The following is a 25,414-nucleotide window of genomic DNA, read 5'->3' on the forward strand; positions in this document are numbered from 1 at the left end:
TTAAGGATAAGAAAGGTTATGAAAGATTCAGTGAAACTCGAAACTCAGTTGATCATCGCCGGACGCGATAAACGCTATACCCAGGGCGCGGTAAACCCGGTTATCCAGCGTGCCTCTTCGCTGGTGTTTGATACCGTGAAGGACAAAAAATTCGCCACTGCCAATCGTGCAAACGGCGAGCTGTTTTACGGTCGTCGTGGCACTTATACCCACTTTGCGTTCCAGAAGGCAATGAGCGAACTGGAAGGCGGCGTTGGCTGCGCACTCTATCCGTGCGGTGCGGCGGCGGTGACAAACGCGATCCTCGCGTTTGTACAGAGCGGCGATCATCTGCTGATGACTGGCGCGGCGTATGAACCGACGCAGGATTTCTGCAATAAGATCCTGAGTAAATTCAACGTCGAAACGACCTACTACGATCCGATGATCGGTGCCGGAATTGTCGATCTGATCCGCCCTGAAACCAAAGTGGTATTCCTCGAATCACCGAGTTCGATCACGATGGAAGTGCAGGATGTGCCGGGAATGGTGAAGGCGATCCGCGCGGTGAATCCGGACATCGTCATTATGATCGACAACACCTGGGCGGCGGGCGTGCTGTTTAAGGCACTGGACTATGGAGTGGATATCTCGATTCAGGCGGGTACCAAGTACACGATTGGCCACTCCGATGGCATGCTGGGAACGGCGGTATCCAATGCGCGCTGCTGGGAACAATTGCGCGAGAACTCGTATCTGATGGGGCAAACGCTGGATGCTGATACCGCGTATAACGGCAGTCGCGGATTGCGCACGCTGTCGGTGCGCCTGAAGCAGCATCAGGAGAGCAGCATTGAGATTGCGCGCTGGCTTTCGGCACGCGCGGAAGTGGCGCGGGTGAACCATCCGGCGCTGCCGGAGTGTCCTGGGCACGAATACTTCACGCGTGATTTCAGCGGCAGTTCCGGTCTGTTCTCGTTTGTGCTGAAAAAACGACTGACGGATGAGCAGTTAGCAAACTTCCTTGATAACTTCTCGCTGTTCCATATGGCTTATTCGTGGGGCGGGTTTGAGTCGTTGATTCTGGCGAACCAGCCGGAAGAGCTGAACAGTATTCGCCCGGCCGGGGATGTCGATTTCAGCGGGACGCTGGTGAGGGTGCATATCGGTCTGGAAGATGTCGGCGATTTGATTGCCGACCTTGAAGCCGGTTTTGCCCGCATCACGTAAAAAAACGGCCCCGCATGACGGGGCCTGATTTTACTTCTCTGTTGCCAGTTCCGTTGCGTGATACTGACGCACTCGCGTTAACAACCCTTTCAATGTGAATACCACCGCCACTCCCGCAATCACCCCCAGCAGGTGAAACGGGATCCGACCGCCGTTAAACCACAGTCCGCGACCGATTTCGACGGAAACGGCCATCACCGCCAGGATGACCATGTTCAGCGAGGCCGACACGGTTCCTTTCGGCAGGTTGTTGGTAAACAGCGTGAAGCGAAACAGCGTCGGGAAGATAAGCCCGATACCAAATGCATACAGGCTGGTGCCCAGCACCGACCACAGCCACACGTGAGGCCAGATCAGGTTACCGGCAATCAGGACAAACAGGCCGCTGAGCTGAATGGGTATCGCACGCCAGATAAAGCGCGGGTCGGTCGGATCTTTCACAAAACGAGCAATGACCATGTTGGCGACGATCACCGCCCCGAACACCGGGACCTGTACCCAGGCGAACTGTGAGGACGTCATGCCGCCCGCGTCGATCAGGATCACCGGGGAAACGGCGACCCAACTCATCATCGGGATGTAACTCAGCGAGATCGTGGCGACCCCAAAGAGGAACACCCGGTTGCGAAAAACATCGCGAAAATCGCGTATAACGCTAATCGCGCTAAACGGCACCGCGCCGCGCTGGACCGTTTCCGGCATCGCCAGCAACAGGCCCATAAAGGCGATAAAGCCCATCACCGCAATAATGGCAAACAGCACCTTCCAGTGGACGAAGTGCATCAGCGCCGCGCCGGAAAGCGGGCCGATGATTGGCGCTACCAGGACAATAGAGGTGATGATCGCCATCAGTTTGATGGCTTTCGTCTGTCCGAACGCCTCCTGTACCGTGACATAGCCGACCGTCGCGATAAAGCAGATGCTGGTGCCCTGTACCACGCGCGCCACCAGGAACTGTGTCATTGAGGTGGTGAACAGCGTGGCGGTACAGGCGAGGGCAAAAATGAGCGCCCCGGTGACCAGTACCGGACGCCGCCCGATCCGGTCGGAAAGCGGCCCCAGCAGCCATTGCAGCACCATCCCACCCGCGAGATAGAGACTGACCGCAGCCGGTGCCAGGCTGACATCGGCATCAAACTCTCGCACGACGTTGATGATGCCCGGCTGAATCAGGTCTGTTGACAGATAGGCGGCAAAATCATACAGAATCAGCGCCATCGGAAAGAACAGCGTCGTGGCGTGCCGCTTGAAAAACTCAATAATCCATTGCATACAAAACGAACTCCATGTGGAGAACCCCTGAACGGGAACAACGAAATTCAATACTGTCACAGGGACATCAGGCAGAAAAGAGAGAACAGCAGACCGCGGATGTACTGAATTTCATGTAATCAAAAGCACTGCCCATGGGGAATCACAGACAGAGGGAACACATTCTGACCTGTGTCAGAATGTGTATCGATTACAGATGGTTATCAGCACATCACACCTCGGGAAAAGTAAGTTGAACGGAAAATATACACCTTAAGTGTCATTATAATTTGATGTTAGTCAATAGATTGAGCTGAAAACATTCCGTGCATCAATGGCTACGGGAAGAGAAAACGCCAGACGATCCCGCAGCCAAAAGCGATCAACACGGCGCCGGCAATGCGTTCGATCCACACGATCCCATGACTGAGCCGTCGCTGGACGAACGGCAGGCCAATCCCCATCACAATCAACAGATCCCAGCACAACACGACGCTGGTCATCCAGACGCCGCTGACGGCCTGTTGTACCAGCGTCACTGACGGGCCAAGCAGGGCGGTCATCAGCGCCAGATAGAAAAGGGCGTTTTTCGGATTGAGCAGCGACGACCCCAGTCCCAGCAGCACCTGCTTGCCCAGGCCCGGACACGTGGACTGGGCATCTGCGCCCGTCAGCGCTTGCGGACGACTGCGTAGCAGCAGGCTGCCGATCCACAGTAAATAGAGTGCCCCCAGTAGCGCGATCAGCGTGAAGAGCAGGGGGAGTTGTCGGAGGATCCCCCAGCCGGCAATCGCCAGCAGGATATAGATCCCATTACCGGCGGCGATCCCCAGACACAGCCCGGCGCTGCCGCGAAGTCGGTAGCGAACAGCGTAGCCCACCAGTAAAAAGAAATCCGGACCGGGGCTGAGCAGCGCGACAAAGTGCGCCAGCGCCAGTGCGGGAAATGCAGGGGGAAAGAGTACAGACAACGGTTCCATAGTGACCTCAGTGTGCAAACCTGAGGTCACGTTACGCCTGGTAAAACGCTAATTATTGTCTGATATTGATCGTCCCCGCGCATACTGGCGCGGCGTGGCGGCGGTATAGCTGACAAAGGTACGGTGGAAATGGCTCTGGTCGGCAAAACCGCTCTGATAGCCGACGTCGGCGATGTCGTCTCCCGCGCGCAGTCGCGTCCTGGCAAAATCGATCCGCGCGATGTTCAGGTAGCTGCCCGGCGTCAGGCCAGTGTCCTGCTTAAAGGTGCGGATCAGCGTCTCTTTACGCATGCCGAACTCTTGCGCGATGTCATCAAGCGACGGTGGAGAAAGCAAATTACATTGCAGTCGCGCTTTCAGAGACTGGCTGGTCGCGCGTGGACGCTGTGGATTTCCTGACTGCAAGGGGAGCGCGCGCAACAGGAGGCGGGCGGCATCGACAAGCGGTTCGGTTTGCCGCTTCTCCATTAACGCAACGAGATCCAGAAAGCGTTGAAAGTGTTGTCGGTTGCGGATCACCGGATTCGGCGCGAAAAGCGGTGTAGGGGGAAGCTGTTCGGGCAACTGAGCAAGACACCAGTCCGCCTCCAGGTAGAGCATATGATAGCTGCGGAACTGTCCATTCACCGGATTACAACTGTGCGGTACCAGCGGTGGGATCACAATCAGATCGCCCACCTGTAGGTGATATTCTTTGCCGTTGCTGACGCAGCAGGTTCCGCCTTCCAGAATGGCCCCAATGGAGAGCTGTGGATGATGGTGGCGTTTATACGCCTGATGGCTGCGCCAGGTGCTGCGCAGCTCCAGCCACGTAAGTTGTTCATCGCGCCAGAACGATTGCGGAATATCTCGGGTGTGGGTCACGGTCAGCGCCTCCGGCAAAGTGATGATTTGTTATATCACAGGCCTGGCCGTGAAAACGCATTGTCGTGACGTTATGTGGAGGATGACGGGCGGCATGTCAGAACATTCCGCCCGTTGTATTAAGCCAACACGCCAATCGGCCAGGGAACAAACTCGTTTTCGCCTAATCCCAGCGCTTCGCTTTTACTCTGTTCTCCGGAAGCGACTGCGATAATTTTCTCGAAAATCGCTTCTCCCATCTGACGCAGAGTGGCGTCTCCGTCAATGACGACACCGCAGTTGAGATCCATATCCTCTTCCATGCGCTGATACATGGGCGTGTTGCTGGCAAGTTTGACGGTCGGCGCAGGCATTGAGCCAAAACAGGAACCGCGTCCGGTGGTAAACGCAATCATATTGGCGCCGCCAGCGACCTGTCCCGTAGCCGAGACTGGGTCATAGCCCGGAGTATCCATAAAGACCAGGCCTTTTTGCGTAACGGGGTAAGCGTAACGGTAGACTTCCATCAGCGGAGAGTTCCCGCCTTTTTTCGCCCCACCCAGCGATTTTTCCAGCACGTTTGCCAGCCCGCCCGCATTGTTACCAGGACTCACCCGGCCATTAATCTGGCAATCACGTCCTTTGTTGTACTCCAGCCACCAGTTGATGCAATCGACGAGTTTTTGCCCCACCTCCGGTGTGACTGCACGCGCCGTGAGGGTGTGCTCCACACCAAATATTTCGGTCGTTTCAGAGAGGATCGCGGTTCCGCCTTGTTCCACCAGCAGGTCCATCGCGACGCCCAGTGCCGGGTTCGCTGAGAGGCCGGAGAATCCGTCGGAACCCCCGCACTGAAGCCCGACGGTCAGATGCTCCACGGAGACAGGTTGACGTTTTACCGTATTCGCATGGGGTAACATGGACTCGACAATGGCGATACCTTCGTCAATGGTTTTTCGCGTGCCGCCGGTATCCTGAATCACCAGTTTGCGCAGCATTGGGTTTTCTTCGAGTCCCATCTGCTCAAAAAATCCGTGAATATTATTGCGCTCGCAGCCTAAAGCGACGACCAGCGCACCCGCGGTATTCGGGTTGTTGATGTATCCGGCCAGCGTACGGCGCAGCAGATCCATCGGTTCGCCGGTCATTTCCATACCGCAGCCGAGTTCGTGGACGTAGGGGATAACGTTGTCCACGTTCGGCCATGACTGCAGACGCTCTGGTGTAAAGTGCGCAGCAATTTTTCGCGCCACCGTTGCGCCACAGTTTCCGACGACAAACACGCCGAGAATATTACGGGTTCCTACCCGACCATCTTCACGGACATAGCCGTTAAAAGTGCGCCGTTGCGCTGGCGGCACCGTTTGCACAGGGTGATAATCACGGCTGAAGGCGTAATCACGCTGAAAATCTTCAAATACAATATTGTGGCTATGCAACCAGGTGCCAGCTGGCAGATCTTCCGGAGCAAAACCAATGACCGTGTTGTATTTGAGGATAGGTTCATCCTTTTTAATGAGTCTTGTCGCGACCTTATGACCTAATGGAACATCCTGCAGAGTAACGATATTTTCACCGACGATAGGTGTGCCAGCAGCGATGGCGACCCGGGCGACAACAACGTTATCTTTTTCATCAAGGCGAATAACCGGAGATTTTGTCATTATATTGCTTCCTTATCTTATTCAGCGTCTGCCCGTGCATCGACGAGCAGAACTCAGGGTTCAGACTTCACGTTTTTGCAGGGTTGTCGTGCCTTCACGCGGGGCAATCTTCAGACGCTCAATTTTGCCTACGATGAACCAATAGCTGCAGACGGCGATGATGCCGTGGGTGCCGACAAAAACCAGCGCATTGGCGAACGAGTTGGTTTCCTGCAGGATGTAGCCAATGACAACCGGGGTAATGATGCCCGCAACGTTTCCGAGGGAATTGAACAGACCGCCAGTGGTGCCGATAATCTCTTTCGGCGCGGTATCCGCAACAACCGCCCAGCCCAGTGAACCGAAGCCTTTGCCAAAGAAAGCGGCGCTCATCAGGAACATCACCAGCGCTTCTGACCCCACGTAGTTACAGAGGATCATGCTGGCGCTCATGGTCAGACCGATGGTGATGGGAACTTTACGCGCCAGGCTCAGGTTATTGGTTTTACGCAACAGCCAGTCGGAGAAAAAGCCGCTCAGTATGCCGCCCACCAGACCGCAAATCGCGGGCACCGAGGCCATAAATCCGGCCTGTAAGATCGACATGCCGCGCTCTTTCACCAGATAAATCGGAAACCAGGTCATAAAGAACCAGGTGATCGCGGAAATACAGTACTGACCAATGAAAATGCCGATCAGCATCCTGCTTTTAAACAGCTGCGCGATCTCCTGCAATCCTGCACGTTTACGTTCATCTTTCACGCTGGTAACAGTGTCCAGTTCTACCAGCGCACCACCTTCTTTCAGATATTCCATCTCTTCGCTGTTGATCCCTGGATGCTTCATCGGGACGTGGAAGAACTTTGACCAGCAGAAGGCAATCACGATGCCAATGGCCCCCATCACGATAAACACGTGATCCCAACCGAAGGCATGACAAAGCCACGCCATCAGCGGTGTGAAGATGGCGAGGGATGCGTATTGCGCGCTGTTAAAGATGGCGCCAGCGACACCACGTTCCTGAGAGGGAAACCAGGCGGCGATGATTCGTCCGGCAGAGGGACCAACCGGCGACTCGCACACGCCCAGCAGGAAACGCAGGATTAGCAGGGCAGGGACAACAAACGTGATATAGCTGACAAGCCCCATCAGAACAGTCATTACTGACCACAGTAAGATGCCCAGAAACATGGCGCGTTTAGAGCCAATCTTATCCGCGACCCAACCCGCGGGCGTCATACTGATGACGTACGCCCAACTGAACGCGGAAAAGAGGTAGCCTATTTCTACGGCGGTAATACCCAGCTCTTTTTGCATTTCTGGACCCGCAACTGATAACGTGGCGCGATCGCCTGTGGCCAGCGTTAACACCAGGGTAATCATAAACAGAATGTAATAGCGGGCATGTGTTTTATTATTTTTAGTGCTCATACTGCACTCTCCAGTTCTGACTTTCTGAGCCAGATGATGTTGTAGGGTAGTGAAGGCAAATTAGTTATTTTTTATTTGTAAGTAGTGTTTCGCGCCGTTCACCATATGCGGGGTGATAGCCGTCACCAGGTAGTTTGCGCCCCAGCTTATCGCTTCTGCCGCGCGTTCCGGTGTACCGACATAAGTCCCGGCGATGTTGCCACTGTCGGCGATTTTGCGGATACAGCGTTCAATGGTGTCCAGTACATCACGATGGTTCAAATCGTGCCCGTAACCCATGGATACGGCTAAATCTCCAGGGCCGACGAAATAAACGTCAGCCAGTCCCGCAGCCAGAATGTCATCCAGGTTATCTACCGCCTCCACGGTCTCAATATGTACTGACAGCACCCGCGACGTGTTGGCATCTGCCAGATAACGCGCTTTATCAGCGCACATCCCGTAATTCGCCGCGCGTGGCAGGAAGGCGACTCCGCGTTCGCCCTGTGGCGGAAACAGCGTTGGCCGACTGGCAAGGCGGGCATCTTCTACGGTATTGATCAGCGGCACCTGTACCCCGTCAGCACCGAAATCCAGCGCTTTTCGTGTGTATTCAGCACGGTTGTATGGAACCCGTACCAGACAAGGCACCTGCTGGCTGTGTGAAGCGCGTACCATATCTTCTACCGTCTCTGGATTCATATTGCCGTGCTCGTTATCGATAAGCACAAAATCAAAGCCCATCGCGGCGGTAAATTCAGTGAGCGCCGCAGAGGGGAAGGTGACAAAACAACCGTGTAATGGCCCCTCGCGGAGTCGTTGTTTAAAATACGGAAAACGCATCATTAGCTCCTTGCCTGTACTTCGATGCCGGAAAGCTGCTCAAAGACTTTGATAATGTTTGAATGGTCTTCGTTTCCTGCGCCCTGCGCCATACACGTCTTGTACAGTTCACGCACCAGGCTTGCAATCGGCATCGGGGAGTCAATTCCCTGGCTGAGTTCCATCGCCAGATTGAGATCTTTGTACTGTAAGCGGGTCATGAACCCGGGGTCGAAGTTGCGCTCCAGAATCAGGTTCCCACGGATATCCAGCGCGCCGCAGCGTGCGTAGCCCGCAGAGAGCACTTCCACAATTTTTGCCGGATTCACTCCCGCTTTGGCACCCATGACGAGCGCTTCACCTAGTGCTGCCATGGTGGCAGCGGCCAGCACCTGATTGCAGGATTTCACTACCTGACCTGCACCATTACTACCAACATGCGTTACCCGCCCACCTAACACCTCAAGGATGGGTTTGCAGCGGGCAAAAACGTCCGCTTCGCCGCCGACCATAATCGACAGTGTCCCACCCTTCGCCCCTTTGTCGCCGCCGCTCACCGGGGCATCCAGCATATTTGCGCCCAGCGCTTTGATCTTTTCCGCAAAGTTGCGGGTGGCGAGGGACGAGATGGTGCTCATATCGATAACCACTTTGCCTTCCCGCAGCGCAGAGGCGAGACCGTTTTCCCCAAACAGCACGTCTTCAACCTGTGGCGTATTGGGTACCATGGTGATGGTAATATCTGCCGCTTCCGCCACGGCACGCGCCGAGGTCTGACCGACGGCGCCATCGCGGACAATCTCTTCCACATCCTGTGCCACAATGCTGAAGGCATGGACGCTGTAGCCCGCTTTCAACAGGTTGCGCACCATCGGTTTGCCCATAATGCCCAGACCAATAAAGCCTAAAACTGGTTTCATGCGTATCACCCTTAATAAGTTTGGTATTCAATAATGCTGCGTAATTCCGCAACATCTATTTCATCGAAAGCGCAACAATCTCGATGGCTCAGATAGGCTGCAGTACCTGCGGCATATCCGGTTAAAAAGCACTGCGCGGTCACTCTTGCCGAAGCCAGAGCTTCATGTTCTGCACACAGCGTCCTGCCCGCAGTGATGAGGTTAGGAACGTCCTCTGGCAGTAATGTGTCATAGGGAATGTCATACCAGTCGTTGTCCAGATAGAACATGAAGATGCCGTCCTGCCCGTGCGCTTCAATACACCAGGCGCTGCTGGCAACGGCTCTCTGACTTTTTTTGGCCTGAAAGACATCATCATTAGTCAGGCAACGTTGACCTTCGATCGTCCGACTCTGACGGATGCCAATTTGCGCCGCGACATCGTTGAGCTGGGCGTTTTCGAACCCCGGTACCCATGCACGCAGAAACCGTTCATATTCACGTACCTGCTTACGTCCTTGCTGCTCGGCAAAGGTCAGATCTTCCGCACAGGTCGCGTCAATGGGTCTACCGTCGTCGCGTAATATGCTGGTGACGTTGCACATCACCTCACCGGGACGTGGGGAGGGCAGCAGATAAATATGCTTGCGTGGCAGGTGAAACCCCTTGGCCTGCGCGGCTTCCACCCACGTTTCCAGTTGGGTAACCGGATGGCCAATACCGCGCGCGATATCGACATTGCCCATGCGGAACACCATCGTGGGGTACTGCACCATCCCGTTACGTCCGCAGGTATAAGGCACCCCGGCTTTTACACACAGATCGCCGTCACCGGTGGCATCAATAAAACGACGCGCGGTAATCAACTGCCGGCCGTTTTTATTTTCAATAATCACACCGCGCAGCTGATTGCCTTCCATCACCACGTCGGTGGCGAGGGTGTGAAACAACACCTTAGCGCCGCTGTCAGCCAGCAGATCGTCGGCGATCTCTTTCCATGTGTGTGGTTCATGAACCACCAGACAGGTCTCACCGAACGGGAAGGGATCGCTGACGGCGCCGCGGTGCTTCAAATGCTGGTAAAACTCACCGGCAAAGCCGTGCACTAACTGCTCATGAGGACCTTTACCCGAGGTAAATAGCCCGCAAATTGCCCCGGACATGCCTGCGGTCGCCATACCACCGCAAAAACCATAGCGCTCGATCAGTAGTGTCTTTTCCCCAGCGCGCGCAGCAGCGGTTGCGGCTGCTACACCGGTTGGACCACCACCCACAATCAGAACATCAACGTCGTAGGTGACGGGGAGTTCATTGGCGGTTTCGTGCCAGATTTGCATGAGTGCCTCCTCGTGCTGAGGGTGAAGGCTCACCCCCATCCTGTGATGATTAATCGATGTTTTTCGCGTGGATGCGACGTTTACCCAGCACCGCGCCCTGTGCAATCGGCTGCACCAGTTGCGCATATTGCGACAGGTAAGTGCCGCTGCCGCCGCCGAGAGGCAGAGGTTTGGGTTGCCACTGCGCGAGCCGGGTGTCGATCACCTCCTGCGGCACATCCATATTGATACTGAGATCGACGAAGTTGATGTGTACGATCTCTCCCTGTTCGATCACCGCCAGTGGCCCGCCAGCAGCGGCTTCTGGCATCAGTTGGCCGACGATAATGCCGCGGTTCAGACCGGAGAGTTCGCCATCGGTGATTACCGCGACATGTTCCGCGATCCCTGCGCCGTTCAGTGCCGCCACGAAACTACAGGCGAATACCGTGCCAGGGCCGCCTGCCGGGCCCATGTTGCGCAGGACAATCACATCGCCTCTCTGGATCTTGCCTTCGCCCAACGCCTCAATGGCTTCGTCTTCGCCTTCGTAGATATTGGCTGGGCCGGTAAACTGCTCCAGTTCCCCCGGCACAGCAGAAAGTTTGACGATGGCGCCATCCGGGGCGAGATTGCCGCGCAGGATCGCCACGCCAGGGCGCTGGCTGACCGGGTTATCCAGGCTGCGGATCACGTCATGGTTTTTCACCCCTGCGTCTTTAATGTTCTCACCAACGGTTTTTTGCGTGACGGTGAGCGCATCCAGATTGAGGAAATCGCGCAGTTGGTTCATCACCGCGGTGGTACCCCCCGCTGCTTCAAGATCTTCTGTACGGAACGGACCGTTAGGGCGAACAGAGGTCAGTAACTTGATGTTTTTACCGTATTTTTCATACAGTTTGACGACATCGATCGGCAGTTCGGCTTCGGTGGCGATTGCAGAGAGATGACGAACGGTGTTCACCGAACCACCGACGGCTAACACGGTCATGACCGCGTTCTGGATGGCCTTTTCTGTGAGGATCTCGCGCGGCAGAACCTGCTGTTGGGTCAGCTCAACAATGCGTTTCCCGGCGGCCTGCGCGTACTCTTTCACTTTGCGGCCGTTGGCCCAGATCGGCGAGTTGCCAGGTAGCGTCATGCCTAATGCTTCAGCCACGATGTGCATAGAGTTGGCTGTACCCAGACCAGCGCAAACGCCCGGCGACTGGATCGCGACATCGGTCATGTCGGTCAGATCTTTTTCGCTGATTGCTCCGGTTGCCAGGGCCCCCACCTGCTCGTAAACGTCATCGATATCGAAGAACTGGTCGTCAAATTTCTCGTTCGAGCACTTGCCACCCACCTGGTAGCCGCAGGTCAGCAGCAAGGACGGCACATTCAATCGTGCTGCTGACATCAGGTGTGCCGGTGTCGTTTTGTCGCAGGAGGAGAGACAGATCATGCCGTCCAGTACTGCGCCTTCCATCATGCACTCCACTTCGTTAACCATCAGGTCACGGGTTGGCATCAGATAGCGTGCTTTTTTTCCCGCACTGGTCACGAAGTCGCTGGGTGCGACAGTGCGCACTTCAAATGGTAATCCCCCTGCGTCACGAATCGCTTGCTCAACGATTCGGCAAAGTTCATCCAGATGGACATAACAGCAGGAGAGCTTGTTGGAGGTATTGATGATCGCGATCTTCGGTTTATGCATGTCTTCTTCGCGGATCCCCATACTGCGCCATTGCGCACGACGTACTGCCCAGCGGGTCGAACCCGGCTTAAAATTGCTTCTGTACATCATGAATTCCTTTATCGGGTTGTGGTTATATGATCCGGAATATCCTCTCATTGGGTTGGTTGTCCAACCAATTTTTGAGTAAAATGCAACAAAGGTCACAAAACGGAGGTTTTTTAGCCTTTTTGATCCTTGCGAAGGGAAAGGTAGGGCGCTTAACGGCCAATAATGATATAGTGGTCCATCCAATTTTTTCGCCACAGTGATTGAGTACGACGTAGTGCAGAGAAAGCAACTGCCCACAAGTGCGATATGTCGTTGGGAAGAGGTAACGGTATGCCGGACAAGAATAAATTCACGATGATCCCCATTAAGCGCACGGACGTTTTTCAGACGATCATCCAACACATCACTAATTTCCTCGACAGCAAACAGATCAAACCGGGTGAGCGGCTGCCATCCGAGCGTGAGCTTGCCAGTATGCTTAATGTCAGCCGTACCTCGGTGCGTCAGGCGCTGAAGGTACTCGAATCGTCCGGACGTATTGAGACGCGCGTGGGCAGCGGAACCTTCCTGGCGGAACCACCGACGGTGTCGCTTAGCGATACCCATAGTCTTGAAAGGTTGATCGAAGGTGGGGTAACAAAAGAGTTCTTGCGTAATCTGATAGTGGCACGGACGTCTATCGAGCGAGCCATCTTTGAAGACTACGCCTGGCGCGCCAATAAGTCGGGAATTAACCAGCTACGGGAACTGATCGAGCTTAACCGGGAAAAATTCTCGAGCCAGAATTGCGATGATGATGACAGCGCGCTGGATCTGAGTTTTGAGAAAAAAGTGGCCCAGTTGGGCGGCAATCCGATCCTGATCAACATGCAGGAGCAATTACACCATTTATGGGTGCTGGCATGGCGACAGTATGGTTTCACGCCGGAGCAGACCGAGGTACTGCATGAAGAGCACTTAGCGATTATGGACGCGCTGGCGGCGAAGAACTCAGCGCGCGTTGCCGATCTGATTGTCCAGCATGTGGATAAAGAGATCGACTGATTGCACACAAAGCCCGGTGATACCGGGCTGCTCGAGTTAAACCGGTAAGGATTGACGGAAAAAAAGGAGGCCTTCCTCAACGGAGGATTGCGTGATTTTATGCCCTGCCTGTGGATCGATGATGCAGGTTAGTGAATCACTGTTGATAGCCTCCCGGAGACGTTCAGTGTACTGCACGTCGACAATCGTATCTTGCTTACCGTGCCAGAGAAAAAGGGGGCGTTGAGCCAAAATAGCTTCTTTTCCTGCGACGTCGTAAGGGGCCAATCCGCACAGGCAATCTGCAGTCATGTTGCCTGAAGGAGGATGAATCGCAGGGATGGCATCGGTAAAATAACCGCTTGCCATGTAGGCGGCTCCGGCCTGAATAACCGGATAACGTGCCATCGCCCCCAGCACCGCAAAACCACCCATTGAGGTACCCAGCAAGCCGAGTCGAGAAATATCGCCCAGGTTATCCTGCTGACACGCTGCGATTAATACGGGAAGCTCATCCAGGGTATGTTGCAGGATCTGCCAGAAAGAGGCGGCGCGAAGCGTTACATCATCCTTCACCCCATGCAGCGCCGCCTGTGGACAAACCACGCTGTAACCTGCCTTCGCGAGCATATAACCCAGATTGGCATCTAACTCGCGTGAGGCCATGAAGCGATGAAACAGTACGATGAGTGGTCTGAGACTGGCACTACCGTCTGCTGGACGAAACCAGAGCACAGGCGTGTTGGCAATCAGGCGGTCAGAAATAATAATGTCCACGATTATTCCTTCGCAATCAGATGGCGTTCCAGTACGTCGATATCAGGGGTAAAGCCCAGACCCGGCGCTTGTGGCAGATCCATCACAGGTTGGAAACGCATAAACGGATGCAGGGTTTGTTCAAACATCAACCATGGCACTTCCAGTGGAACGGGTTTTGGCAACACGCTGAGCAGATGGGCGCTGGCAAGGAGTCCGGGACCATAATAAAAACAGTGTGGCAGTAGGCTAACGTTCTCATGCGCGCGTGCGTGTTTAATAATGTCCAGTACGGCGGAGACACCGCCAATTTTAGCGACACTGGGCTGCAGTACATCTACTGCATTAAGCGCCATACTTAACGCAAACTCTTCGCTGTTGTTAAAGTTTTCTCCTGCGGCAACGCGTGCGCCGGTCATCTGACGCAGGTAACGGAGTTGGCTTATGTTTTCTGGTGGGAATGTCGGTTCTTCAACAAAGTCGACACCTGCAGCATGGAGTTGGGGGAGAAACTCTTCTGCTTGCTGCGCGTTCCATGCGCAGTTGGTGTCTACCATCAGAGTGACCTCATCCGGCAGCGCCTGGGCAACCTCAACAATAGCCTGCGGATCGCGTTCGTGTAGTTTAATATGCCGATAACCCTTTTTAATTAAGGGATTAATACACTCCATGAGTTTAGTGGCATTTCCGTCGAAACTGGCGAGGCTGGGATACAACTCAACCTGGGAGCGCGTGCCGCCGAGCAATTTCCATAGCGGCAGATTCTCTGCTTTGCCACGCAGATCCCACAGGGCGATATCCAGTGCGGAAAGTGCATACATCATGGCACCGCCACGACCATAGCTGTGAAAGGCATAGTGTGCTTTCTGCATCAACGCCTCGATGTCGTCGCACTTTTCACCTGTAAAGAATGGGGCGAGTAATCCACTTAACAGCGCCATACTGGCGGGGTTACAGGCGTGACCAAATGCTTCTCCCCAACCGGTAAGTCCGCTATCGGTTTCGACCCTCACCAGCAACGCATCCAGGGTGGGGTTTAGCGATCGCGCGGCATTAAAGAGACCTTGTTTATCGGTGGTGCGCGTCATTGTTGGCGTATAAGGCAGACGGACCAGAAAGCAATCTATGTTCGTAATACGCATAAAGTGTCCTTAATGATGAGAGAGCGCAAACTGCACACCCAGAGAAGCAGGATGCTGAGGCGTGCTGACAAGAGGACGATCGATCGCCGCCGTTTCCAGACAGATAAAGTGTTGCCAGCCGTCATCCGGTATGTCGTTTATCTGTGCAGCCCGTTGCTGCCAGGGATTCCACACCACTACGTTGCTGTTATTGACATGGGTGAGCGTCAGGGTTCTGTCCGGCGTGATGAGTACCGTCTGCGGTTGCGCATGTGAACAGATCGCGCCAAATTCGCCATTCAGGGAGAGCGGCGATGGCAGATTCTGTCGCGGTTTCCCTGCAACGGTGTCGTAGCCTTTCGTTCCCACTCCGTGAATACGCGTAGCACGAATATCTGACGTCGCGAGATAGCTATGCAGGGCTGCGGTGGAGCTGTAATTACCGTGAGCGGTTAGCAGCAATTCGCAGATCTCTGCCGTGAAATTCAGCGTCAACTCCAGTTGAAAAGCGTGGTTCCACCACTGGCGAGTTTGCGGTGTCTCACAAAGGCGCAACGTCAGAGAAAGGGAAGTTCTGGCGCTGTTGAGCGCCATTAACTGCCACGGCAGAATGCGGGCAAAACCGTGAAACGGCTCACCACCGAGATCGGTGAACCACGGCCAGCAAACCGGCACACCGCCACGAAGGGGGACACCGGCTTTAAACGGCGTGTTATCACTTAACCACAGTACAGAATTTGTTTGCCGCAACGGTCTCCAGGCGAGCAGATGCGCCCCCTGTAAGGCTACGGCGGCGTCGCAGTAAGGTGTCTGAATCACCAGAATATCCAGTTCATCCATTTTCCGCCGGGTAATACCGGGGCTGAGCGTCTCCAGCACCGGTAGAGCGAATAGCTGTTGAATTACGTTCATTGTCAGACATCCGTCCGTGTAGTGACATTTTGCTGGCGTAACAGATCGTCGTTCATCGCATAGCGCGCCAGCGCGGGACGATCGAACGTGATGCCATGTCCTGGTCTTTCGCCCGGACGAATAGTGCCGTTTACGACCTGACAGGATTGAGAAATTATTCCCATCTCGCTCAGACTCGCCCCCTTTAACCCCTCGAAGAGCTGGATGTTGGGCAAGCCACAGCCCAGATGCGCCATCAGTTCCATACCGAAATGCGGGATCACGGGTATGTTGTGGCTTTCAGCTAATTTCGCGATTTTCACAAACTCGGTAATTCCCCCCACCCGATAAACATCCGGCTGAATGTAGTCACATGCCTCCTGGCTGATCCAGTGAGCGAACTGGTATTTGGTGTACAGGCTTTCACCAACGGCAACTGGAACAGGGCATTTCTGGCGTAGCAGGCGGTGACCGTGGATGTCGTCGCTGAGCAGCGGCTCTTCCAGCCAGTACAGTCCGACCTGCTTCAGTATTGCCATCCGACGAGCGGCATCACCCGAGGACCACTTCTTGTTGGCATCTACAGCGATGTTAATCGAAGGTCCCACAAAGTTACGTACCGCCAACAGGCGAACCAGATCGTCCTCAACATCCTCGCTGCCGATTTTCATTTTGACCGTGCGATAGCCCGCGCTGAGGAAACCTTCCATTTGTGCAAGCAAGGCATCGAGTGAGAGATGCAGGTTCACGCCGCTGCCGTAACCCGGTAAGGTATCCCGATAGCCACCGAGCAGCCGGTATAGCGGCTGATTCAACTGCTGACCAATGAGATCCCACAGCGCGATATCCACGGCTGCGATTGCGTGGGTCGTCACGCCCGCCGAGCCGATATCGTGGCTTTCAAGCCACATGCGGCTCCACAGGCGCTCGACATTCAGCGGATCTTCTCCCATCACTTTAGCGGCAAGATAATGGTCAATCAGGTTTTTAAACGCGCTGCCGCCGTTGCCAGTACTGAACGTCCAGCCGGTACCGGTATGCCCGGTATCCGTTTTTAACCACACCACCACAAATTCCAGACTGGAGAACGCGTAGTTTGACGACCCCCAGTTCTCAGTGAGCGGGACGCGGTAAAGCCCGGATTCAAAATCGATAATTTTCACTCGATCCTCCTTTTGTGCTATGCGAGGGATTTATGTACGTCATGCCGGGCTGCTTTTTTCACAAACAGCGCCACCACAGTCGCTCCCAGTACGCCGAGGCAACCGGCGAGGATAAAAGCAGCGGCGTAAGAGCCTGAGCCGACAATAAAGCCGGTCACGGTGGGCGCGACGATGCCAGAGATATTGGCCAGACCGTGCATCAGTCCGCCCGCGCTCCCGACGTACTCTTTCGGCGCGGCGTCCTGAATCAACGTCCAGTAGGCGGGGGCGGCAATTTGCATGAAGCCAAAGGCGATAGTCATCAACGCAACAGCTCCCATCGCAGTTTGCGTCTGACTGATCAGCCCCACACAGACGGAGCAGATGCCGAAACAGGTCACCAGTACCACTTTGCGGGAGAAAAGCTGTTTGCCGGTTTTACGGTAGATGAAGTCGATAATGAAGCCGCCGGAAACGTAGCCGAGTGTCCCGGCAACCCACGGCAGCACACCGACCAGACTCATGTCTTTCAGGCTGATCCCAGTGGTATCGACGAGGAATGTCGGGAACCAGTTCATGAAGAAAAACAGCACGTAGTTGAAGCAGAACAGCGACAGCGCGGTGGCGAGAATAGACGGCTGGAGGATCGCACTCCACATTGAAGGGGCTGGGGCACCGGGCTCCGGGTCTGGAATGAGCACGTCCTCATCGCCTTCAATCAATTGGGCTTCATCAGCAGATACCCGTTTGTTATCCCGGGGCCTGTCGGTGGCAATCAGGGCCCAGATAATGGCCCAGGTAATGCCGATAAAGGCAATGATGACGAAGGAAATACGCCAGTTGAACGTGATGCACAGAAAACCGACGATCGGACCGGATATCGCCCCGCCCAGCGGCCCGCCAGCCTGGTTAATGCCTACCGCACGGGCGCGCTCATTCAGCGGAAACCAGTTATTCACGACTTTGTTGGCCGTGGTAGAAATGGGACCTTCCCCGGCACCGAAAAAGGCGCGGGCAATAAACATGGTCCAGAAGTTAAAACAGCCTGCCGTCAGGCCGCAAATAATCGACCAGATGGACATTGACCAGGTAAACACCCGCTTGGGTCCAAATTTATCAGCCAGCACGCCGCCAATAAAATTAAATAAGGCATAACCAATCGAGAAACTGCCGAAAATAATCCCTTTTTCTTCAGGTGTCAGATGAAAGTCTTGAGTAATAAAAGGCATAGCGTAGGCTAATGCCGAACGGTCGAGATAATTAATGATCATCGCCAGCGTCAGCATGACCAGAATGACACGACGGAATTGCGTATTCATAGGGGTACCCTTCACTAATATGAGGTTAGCGGTAAAAATAATGCATTATATTTTCGTAAAGATTATTTTTTTCGTTATTTTATCCAGTCATCCCCTGACAGGATCCAGATAGCGTATTTTTCGGGTGACATAAAAACCGCCATCGAGCGTTAACATAGCCCCGTTAAAACTGTGAATATCCGGATCGGTTAACAGTATACTGGTTTTGGCAATCTCTTCAGCATTAACATATTCCAATAGTGGAATGCCATCGTCTTTATGCAGTTGCTTTAATTGCTCGATAAACGCTTTTTGTTGCGGATCTTCTTCACTAAAACCACGGAATATCGTATTGATTTTAATGCCATAAGGTACCAGTTCCTGAATACCAGAACGGCAGATATTCATTAGGGCCAACTGGCTGGCAGCACCATAAGAGTAGTACTCAGTGGGCACTAGCGCCGCAATATGTGCGAGCGTGACGACACGTCCTTGCACACCTTGTTGTACCATTTTTTTACAGGCATTTTGTACCCACCATAATCCTCTTTCCAGATCGTCATTCATCGTTTCGGCAATGATATGTTCGTCATCGTCCAACATTGAACCCTGGCGTGGTGGTGGGGAAATGTAGATAAAGGCATTCAGTTTTTTCTCACCGATAGTAATCTCGTCAATAGCCATGGCCATTTTGTGATATTCAGTTTCTTGACTAAAATAAACGCTCCATCCCTGTAGGGAATAATATTTCTCCAGCGTGGATAACAGGTTGGGTTCAGTCTGACCGCCGGTAATCAGAATGGTATTTTTGTTTTCCATTTCTATTCTCCTGATTAAATGCAGCGGATATGTTGGCCGCCATCAATTTTAATAAAATCACCCGTTACGACGGCTCCGTGGTTTCCTGCCAGATAGACTGCGGCGGCGCCTAGCTCTTCAATGGTTGCGGGCTGGCCAATAGGAATGGTTGCCAGCAACTTCTTCCGTCCTTCATCGGTTGCCAGTTCGGGCTTCGGATCGTTGATATTAGTATCGACAAACCCGGGCCAGAGTTGGTTTACGGTAATACCATAACGTGCCAGTTCGAAGGCCATTGACTGACTCATCTGATCAATTGCAGCTTTGGTCGCAGCATAAACGCCCATCAACGCCATTGGGCGGCGAGCATGTCCAGAAGCAACATTGATGATGCGACCACGAATACCTTTTTTCACCATCATGCGTGCAGCATGGCGTGCACAATCATAGGTACCTTTGATGTTGATGTTTACCGCATGGTCAAAGGCGGGTTTAGTGATATCAAGGAAGGGTTCCCAGACGCAAACACCGGCATTGTTCACCAAAATATCCAGACGCCCGAAGTGAGCGTCGACGTCCTTAAACATCTGGCGGACCTGCTCTGGATGAGAAATATCGGCTTCAACCAGCAGCGCGCGCCTGCCAAGTCCGCGAATGATGTTGGCAACCTGTTCGGCTTCCTGTGGGTTGATAACGTAGTTGATGACAATATCTGCACCCGCCTCAGCAAGGGCGCAGGCAATGCCTTTACCAATTCCTTTCATGTTTCCCGCACCGGTCACCAGTGCGACCTGGTTTTGTAGACTCACAACCTTCTCCTTTTCAGTGTGCAACACGCGACGGCAATGTGTAGAGCCGCAGTAGCATCCTGTGTTGACGATATCTCAATCACTTAATCAACAACTGATATATTAGTTGATTATTAGATTTGCACTTTGCAGAAAAAACATCCATCATCTGTTGGGTTAATTACGATGGAGATCACAAATTTTGTCGTAACTGTCTAATTAACAGAGAATTTCTAATTTTCATTTTTGTTGCGTTAGAGGGATAATGCCCACAACTCAGCAGGGAGAACGTCATGAATCCGCCCGTCAATAAAATGAACCAGGCCTATGAAGCCATTGAAAGCATGATTATTTTTCAGGATCTTGCGCCAGGTTCGATGGTGTCCGAAGCGCAGCTTATGGAGCTGACGGGCTTTGGGCGTAGCCCGGTGAGGGAAGCGTTACAGCGTCTGGCAAATGACCGGCTGGTGGAGATTTATCCGTATAAAGGCGTTTTTATCCCTGCCATTTCTGTTGAGGTACAGCTCAAAGTGTTGGAACTGCGCCGCTGCGTGGGAGAGTTCGCCGTGCGTCTGGCAACCCGGCGCGGTACGCATCAGCAGAAGAAGGAAATGCTGCAACTGGCGGAATCATTTGAGGCGATTCACGATATTTCACATATGCGTCAGTTTGGCGCATTACTCAAGCAAGCCTATGCGTTGATTGGCCTCGCGGCAGAGAATGAATACCTGCAGCCGTGTCTTTCGCCACTACAGGGGCTTTCCAGCCGCTTCTGGTTTGCCCAACTTAGCGCCAGCAATCAGCATGAGCTGGTGAAAGCCTCGCAACTGAACGCTGTGATGCTGCGCAATATCTGTCATGGCGATGAAGAACTGGCCGCCAGCGCCTCGAAAAATATCAACGATTACTTTACCGAGTTTACCTACAAGGTGCTGGCGCGCTAACATGACGGTATGGCTGGATTGGGCTGTCAGGAGTCGCTCACCACGCCTGGCGGTGCGACTTCTTCCATCGCCACCTTTAACGCTTCGCCCAGTTTCTGCATCACATCCCGATGCTTTTCGTTGGGCGGGAGCGCACAGTTTATGCGCAGGCAGTTGCGGTATTTCCCGGAGGCGGAAAACAGTGAGCCCGGCGCGACCTGAATTTTCAGGCGACAGAGCTGTTTGGCGACACAAACCATATCGACCTGCTCCGGGAGTTCGACCCACAACATAAAACCGCCTTTTGGCCGTGTCACGCAGATGCCGCAGGGGAAATATTCCCGCGCCCAGCAGGTATATATCTCCCTGTTACGCTGGTAAATCTGGCGCATACGCCGGACGTGGCGATGGTAGTGCCCCTCCCGGACAAACGCTGTCGCGGCCAGCTGTGTGGCGGGAACGTTAGTGCCAATAACTGCATATTTCATGTGCAGCAGTTTGTCATGATAACGACCCGGTGCGACCCAGCCAACGCGCAGGCCCGGGGCGACCGATTTAGTGAAAGAACTGCACAGAATGACCCGACCGTCGATATCCCAGGAATGAATGGTTCGGGGACGCGGATACTCGGTCGCCAGCTCGCCATACACATCATCCTCAAAAATCACAATGTCGTGGCGTTGGGCAAGCGCCAGTACAGCCCGCTTACGGGCATCCGGCATGATAAACCCCAGCGGATTGTTGCAATTCGGCACCAGAATTGCCCCTTTGATCGGCCATTGTTCCAGCGCCAGCTCCAGTGCTTCAATACTGATGCCGGTATCCGGATCCGTCGGGATCTCAATCACTTTGATCCCTAGACCGCGCAGCAATTGCATGGTGCCGTAATAAGCCGGGGATTCTACGGCCACAATGTCTCCAGGTTGGCAGACGGCCAGCAGTGCCAGCGACATGCCGCTTTGACTGCCGCTCGTTATCACCAGATCATCGGCGTTAACAACCGAGCCGCCATCAAGCATCAGCCTCGCGATTTGTTGACGTAGTGCGAGGCTGCCAGCCAGCTCATCGTAACCCAGAATCGCATTTAGATTGTGTTGTACTACGCGGCTGAGTTCGCGCCAGAGCGGCTTAAGACTGGGTTGGCTGACATCCGGAATACCGCTGCTAAGCGGGATAACCGATTGGTCGTGATGGCCTTCCAGCATATTCAGCACCTGATCCCATTGGGTGATTTCAACCGGACGCTGTACCGGACGCGACATCGGGGGGACCGGCGGTTGCGCTTTCTGCGGCGCGACGAAGTAGCCTGAGCGGGGCTGCGGCGTGATGAGTTGTAGTGATTCCAGTACCTGATACGCCTGCTGCACAGTGCTAATACTGACCCCGTGCTCCTGACTCAGACTGCGTACTGACGGTAGTTTTTCTCCGTGGCGATACAGCCCTTGTTCAATACGCTCGGCCAGCAGGTTGGCCAGATGTTGGTAACGCGTCATGCTGTATCCCTCGAAGATGCCATACAGATGTAAAAACCAGTACAGACAGGCGGAAAATGTGCGGTGCAGAGACTGTTTTAGCGGATCTGTATGTTAAATAAAAGCTGTTTTTGAATCTGTATTGTTCAGCCCGGAAACCGCCAGAATAAAGGCTCTGGTAGGCGAGGGGGTGGAGTATGGAATTTCATGAAAACAGAGCGAAGCAGCCGTTTATTGGTTTTGTCCTGATCTGGCGAGCGTTTAAAAAATGGCGCTTGCAGGTACAAACCCGACGGCTCCTGCAACAGATGAGTGATGAAAGGCTCAAAGACCTGGGATTACGCCGGGATCAGATTGACTAGCGCGATTTCAGACGTCAAAGGCTGGATGTTGAGCCTGTCCGGCCTTTTTTTACATTCAGAAGAATTATCAATTTATGCTTCCTGACAGCATGTTTCTTGATACTTACCCTGATAAGTATTATTTTCCCTTTCGCTAAGAGGGGAAGACACATGACTGAAGATGAGCTGTTTGCCCGCCGTCCGATGGGGATGCGCATGGCGATGGTCGTACGTCAATGGCGTGCCATTATTGATGCGGCTATTACCGATACCGGGCTGACTCAGTCCAGTTGGACGGTGTTGATGCAGCTGCATCAATTGGGCGATAACGTCTCGGTCAGCGAGCTGGCGGAGGTGCAGGGCATTGAACTGCCACCGCTGATGCGCACGCTCGCGCAACTGGAAAATCAGGGCTATCTGGTGCGTTCCACATCGCCATATGACAAACGCATCCGCCTGCTTATGCTGACTGCGGAAGGTCGTGCCCGGCTGGAAGCGTTGAACCGGGTGATTGAGGCTTATCAACATCGCGTCACGCGTACCATTCCTGAAGCGGATCTCGCTTCCTTCAGCGCCACCTTAAATTTAATCGCCTGCAATTTGCGGACCATCCGCGAAGAAGATAATCAACACTAAAAAACTATGATGACCCCAGAACAAAAATTTGCCCGTTGGGTAAGGGTGAGTATTGCCGCTTTCCTTGCCATATTCGCCTGGTTTATCGTTGCCGATATCTGGATCCCACTAACGCCAGACTCTACGGTGATGCGCTCGGTCACGCCGGTTTCGTCGCGTGTTTCCGGGTATGTTTCGCACGTCTACGTGCAAAACAACAGCCCGGTAAAAAAAGGCGATCTGCTGTATGAGCTGGATCCCACGCCATTTATCAACAAAGTCGAGGCCGCGCAAATCGCCTTTGCGCAGGCGAGACTGAGCAATCAGCAGCTGGATGCGCAGATTGCCTCTGCCCGCGCCAGCCTGCGTACTGCCGAATATACGGCGCGTAATGACAAGCTGACGTTTGACCGCTATCAGCGGCTAAGCACAATGCAGAACGTTTCGCAGGCGGATCTCGACAAGGTGCGGACGACCTGGCAAACCAGCGAGCAGTCGGTAACCGCCCTGCAGGCCAACATTCAGAATCTATTGATACAGCGTGGTGAACGTGAAGATAGCCATAACGTGACGCTGCAAAAATATCGCAATGCGCTGGATGAGGCGAAGTTGAATCTGGCGTGGACAAAAGTGCACGCGGAGACGGACGGGACGGTGAGTAATCTCCAGCTTAACGCCGGGCTTTACGCCACCGCCGCCACGCCACTGCTGGCGCTGGTCAGTAATCAAACAGATATCGTGGCCGATTTTCGCGAGAAAAGTCTGCGTCATACCCGCGTGAACACCGATGCCGCCGTGGTATTTGATGCCATGCCGGGCAAAGTATTCCGTGCGCGCGTCACCAGCAGCGATGCCGGGATCCTCGCCGGGCAGGAAGCGGTCAACGGTCAGTTGTCACAGCCGGAGCAATCCACGCGCTGGGTGCGTGATGCACAGCGGATGCGTATTCACGTGACGTTGAGTGAACCGCTGGACAAACCGTTGCCGACCGGTGCCCGAGCCACGGTGCAGTTGTACAACAGCGAAGGCCCGTTTGCCCGTACTTTTGCCGGCGCGCAAATTCGCCTGGTCAGTTGGCTGCATTATGTCTATTAACACCCTGGCGCGCGTATTCACGCCACATGACAATATCGTCTATACGGCCAACGACTTTCGCCAGACGTTGCGCATAGCCGTTGCGGGGACGATCGCGCTGAGCATTTCGACCTTTTACAACGTCCAGTACGGCGTGTTTTTTGTGGTGTATCCGCTGATGCTAATGTCGCTGGTGCCGGTGTTCAATCGCCATGTGGCGCGGCAGTTTGTGTTCAGTGCGGCGGTGAACTGCGTCGAAATGGTGCTGATTGTCGGTTATCTCTCGCAGTGGCCTGTGATCATGACGCTGGTGGTGTTTGGTCTGTACGTCATGCGCTTTCGCTTTATGAGCAAGGGACCGCTGTTTCTGTTGGGGTCAATGGGCGTGGTTTGCCAGAGCACGATGCTCAACTTTATGAGCTATCCCACCACTGACTGGCACACGCTGATGTTTTCTAACATGGAAGCCTGCGTGATGGCAGTGGCGCTGAGCGCGCTGCTGCATTATCTGATCCCCGACGTGGAACCACGCAAACCGCCGCCGCGCATTGAGAAAAATGACGCCCGTATTCGCCACGAATCGCTGCTTTCCGGAAGCGTGGCGACGATGATTTTTATCATCTTTCAGGTCTGCGATCTGAGTGATTCGCTGTCGGCGCTGATGGCGGGGATTTTGATTCTGTTTCCCATGCATTATCGCGGCGCGGTCCTGAGTTCAATCTGGCGCGTCGTCGGCGTGGTGCTGGCCTGTCTCTACATCCTGGTGGTGCAGTTACTTATTTATGATTTCAGTAACCATATGCTGCTGATGATGCCGCTGATTGGCCTCGGACTGGCCTTCAGCGCCCGTCTGCACGTGATGGAAAAAGTGGGGGCAGGCGTTGGCTTCGCCAGCATCACCACCATCGGCATTATGTTCGGCCAGAACCTGCACCCGGACAGCGATTTAGTGTTCAGCGATCTGTATCGCATCGCCTCAGTCACTGTGGCGCTGGTGGCAACGTTGACGATGGTCTTTCTGGTCCACCGCGTGCTCAACTGCTTTGCGGCAACGCGGTTTGTGGTGGAGTGAA

24 protein-coding genes are annotated in these 25,414 nt (G+C 54.1%); 7 read left to right on the forward strand and 17 right to left on the reverse strand.

Features of this window, described 5'->3' with window-relative positions:
- Window positions 1–18 precede the first annotated feature (18 nt).
- The gene (gene metC, locus I6L53_RS03230) at window positions 19–1,209 is read left to right on the forward strand and encodes a cystathionine beta-lyase (RefSeq protein WP_042321893.1); all 1,191 of its coding nucleotides are present in this window, start codon (window positions 19–21) and stop codon (window positions 1,207–1,209) included.
- Between the two features lie 30 nt (window positions 1,210–1,239).
- Here metC and mdtM read toward each other — a convergent pair whose 3' ends face one another.
- From mdtM to ilvD, 9 genes are all read right to left on the reverse strand, one after another.
- Entirely contained in the window at window positions 1,240–2,472 is a 1,233-nt protein-coding gene (gene mdtM, locus I6L53_RS03235) for a multidrug efflux MFS transporter MdtM (RefSeq protein ID WP_125369855.1), read from the reverse strand.
- A 326-nt stretch (window positions 2,473–2,798) separates the two neighbouring features.
- Entirely contained in the window at window positions 2,799–3,440 is a 642-nt protein-coding gene (locus I6L53_RS03240) for a LysE family translocator (RefSeq protein ID WP_042321899.1), read from the reverse strand.
- Window positions 3,441–3,488: 48 nt separating this feature from the next.
- The gene (locus I6L53_RS03245; protein WP_042321901.1) at window positions 3,489–4,304 is read right to left on the reverse strand and encodes an AraC family transcriptional regulator; all 816 of its coding nucleotides are present in this window, start codon (window positions 4,302–4,304) and stop codon (window positions 3,489–3,491) included.
- Between the two features lie 119 nt (window positions 4,305–4,423).
- Complete coding sequence (locus I6L53_RS03250; RefSeq protein WP_042321903.1) at window positions 4,424–5,947, reverse strand: UxaA family hydrolase; 1,524 nt, start codon at window positions 5,945–5,947, stop codon at window positions 4,424–4,426.
- Window positions 5,948–6,007: 60 nt separating this feature from the next.
- Window positions 6,008–7,357 (reverse strand): MFS transporter, encoded by a 1,350-nt coding sequence (locus I6L53_RS03255; RefSeq protein WP_042321906.1) that lies wholly within the window; start codon window positions 7,355–7,357, stop codon window positions 6,008–6,010.
- A gap of 60 nt (window positions 7,358–7,417) precedes the next feature.
- A complete protein-coding gene (locus tag I6L53_RS03260) occupies window positions 7,418–8,182 on the reverse strand; it encodes an HpcH/HpaI aldolase family protein (RefSeq protein ID WP_232231095.1) in 765 nt (254 codons plus the stop codon).
- Entirely contained in the window at window positions 8,182–9,078 is an 897-nt protein-coding gene (locus I6L53_RS03265) for an NAD(P)-dependent oxidoreductase (protein ID WP_042321910.1), read from the reverse strand. Before I6L53_RS03265 ends, I6L53_RS03260 begins: the two co-directional genes overlap by 1 nt.
- An 11-nt stretch (window positions 9,079–9,089) precedes the next feature.
- A complete protein-coding gene (locus I6L53_RS03270; RefSeq protein ID WP_042321913.1) occupies window positions 9,090–10,394 on the reverse strand; it encodes an FAD-dependent oxidoreductase in 1,305 nt (434 codons plus the stop codon).
- A 49-nt stretch (window positions 10,395–10,443) separates the two neighbouring features.
- Window positions 10,444–12,159 (reverse strand): dihydroxy-acid dehydratase, encoded by a 1,716-nt coding sequence (gene ilvD, locus I6L53_RS03275; RefSeq protein ID WP_042321916.1) that lies wholly within the window; start codon window positions 12,157–12,159, stop codon window positions 10,444–10,446.
- 270 nt (window positions 12,160–12,429) lie between these two features.
- Between ilvD and I6L53_RS03280 the strand changes: the two genes are divergently transcribed.
- On the forward strand, window positions 12,430–13,143 hold the full coding sequence (locus I6L53_RS03280) for a FadR/GntR family transcriptional regulator (RefSeq protein ID WP_042321918.1): 714 nt from the start codon (window positions 12,430–12,432) through the stop codon (window positions 13,141–13,143).
- A 36-nt stretch (window positions 13,144–13,179) separates the two neighbouring features.
- Here the strand turns inward: I6L53_RS03280 and I6L53_RS03285 are convergent, their stop codons facing one another.
- The 7 genes from I6L53_RS03285 to I6L53_RS03315 form a co-directional block, all read right to left on the reverse strand.
- Window positions 13,180–13,899 (reverse strand): serine aminopeptidase domain-containing protein, encoded by a 720-nt coding sequence (locus I6L53_RS03285; RefSeq protein ID WP_052425399.1) that lies wholly within the window; start codon window positions 13,897–13,899, stop codon window positions 13,180–13,182.
- A gap of 2 nt (window positions 13,900–13,901) precedes the next feature.
- Window positions 13,902–15,020, reverse strand: a complete 1,119-nt coding sequence (locus tag I6L53_RS03290) for a mandelate racemase/muconate lactonizing enzyme family protein (RefSeq protein ID WP_042321921.1) — start codon at window positions 15,018–15,020, stop codon at window positions 13,902–13,904.
- 9 nt (window positions 15,021–15,029) lie between these two features.
- Window positions 15,030–15,911: a D-hexose-6-phosphate mutarotase gene (locus tag I6L53_RS03295; RefSeq protein WP_042321923.1), complete on the reverse strand. Its 882-nt coding sequence runs from the start codon at window positions 15,909–15,911 to the stop codon at window positions 15,030–15,032.
- A gap of 2 nt (window positions 15,912–15,913) precedes the next feature.
- The gene (locus I6L53_RS03300) at window positions 15,914–17,053 is read right to left on the reverse strand and encodes a mandelate racemase/muconate lactonizing enzyme family protein (protein ID WP_052425400.1); all 1,140 of its coding nucleotides are present in this window, start codon (window positions 17,051–17,053) and stop codon (window positions 15,914–15,916) included.
- A 17-nt stretch (window positions 17,054–17,070) separates the two neighbouring features.
- Complete coding sequence (locus I6L53_RS03305) at window positions 17,071–18,351, reverse strand: MFS transporter (protein WP_042321929.1); 1,281 nt, start codon at window positions 18,349–18,351, stop codon at window positions 17,071–17,073.
- A gap of 87 nt (window positions 18,352–18,438) precedes the next feature.
- Window positions 18,439–19,149 (reverse strand): SDR family oxidoreductase, encoded by a 711-nt coding sequence (locus tag I6L53_RS03310; protein ID WP_042321932.1) that lies wholly within the window; start codon window positions 19,147–19,149, stop codon window positions 18,439–18,441.
- 14 nt (window positions 19,150–19,163) lie between these two features.
- Entirely contained in the window at window positions 19,164–19,937 is a 774-nt protein-coding gene (locus I6L53_RS03315; RefSeq protein WP_052425401.1) for an SDR family NAD(P)-dependent oxidoreductase, read from the reverse strand.
- A gap of 272 nt (window positions 19,938–20,209) precedes the next feature.
- On the opposite strand from I6L53_RS03315, the gene I6L53_RS03320 reads away from it, so the two are divergent.
- Window positions 20,210–20,860, forward strand: coding sequence for a GntR family transcriptional regulator (locus I6L53_RS03320; protein WP_042321933.1), 651 nt, complete (start codon window positions 20,210–20,212; stop codon window positions 20,858–20,860).
- A 26-nt stretch (window positions 20,861–20,886) separates the two neighbouring features.
- On the opposite strand, the gene I6L53_RS03325 is transcribed toward I6L53_RS03320, so the two are convergent.
- Window positions 20,887–22,332 carry an aminotransferase-like domain-containing protein gene (locus I6L53_RS03325; RefSeq protein ID WP_042321935.1) on the reverse strand — a complete coding sequence of 482 codons (1,446 nt, stop codon included), beginning with the start codon at window positions 22,330–22,332 and terminating at the stop codon, window positions 20,887–20,889.
- Window positions 22,333–22,508: 176 nt separating this feature from the next.
- Here I6L53_RS03325 and I6L53_RS03330 point away from each other — a divergent pair, with 176 nt between their 5' ends.
- The 4 genes from I6L53_RS03330 (at window position 22,509) to I6L53_RS03345 (ending at window position 25,413) form a co-directional block, all read left to right on the forward strand.
- Complete coding sequence (locus I6L53_RS03330) at window positions 22,509–22,673, forward strand: DUF1127 domain-containing protein (protein WP_072015732.1); 165 nt, start codon at window positions 22,509–22,511, stop codon at window positions 22,671–22,673.
- A gap of 150 nt (window positions 22,674–22,823) precedes the next feature.
- On the forward strand, window positions 22,824–23,288 hold the full coding sequence (locus tag I6L53_RS03335; RefSeq protein ID WP_042321937.1) for a MarR family winged helix-turn-helix transcriptional regulator: 465 nt from the start codon (window positions 22,824–22,826) through the stop codon (window positions 23,286–23,288).
- A 6-nt stretch (window positions 23,289–23,294) separates the two neighbouring features.
- Complete coding sequence (locus tag I6L53_RS03340) at window positions 23,295–24,362, forward strand: HlyD family secretion protein (RefSeq protein WP_042321939.1); 1,068 nt, start codon at window positions 23,295–23,297, stop codon at window positions 24,360–24,362.
- Window positions 24,352–25,413, forward strand: coding sequence for a DUF2955 domain-containing protein (locus I6L53_RS03345; protein WP_042321941.1), 1,062 nt, complete (start codon window positions 24,352–24,354; stop codon window positions 25,411–25,413). The genes I6L53_RS03340 and I6L53_RS03345 overlap by 11 nt, the downstream gene beginning before the upstream one ends.
- The last annotated feature ends 1 nt before the right edge of the window (window position 25,414 follow it).

The organism is Citrobacter farmeri, from assembly GCF_019048065.1.
GTDB classification, from domain to species: domain Bacteria; phylum Pseudomonadota; class Gammaproteobacteria; order Enterobacterales; family Enterobacteriaceae; genus Citrobacter_A; species Citrobacter_A farmeri.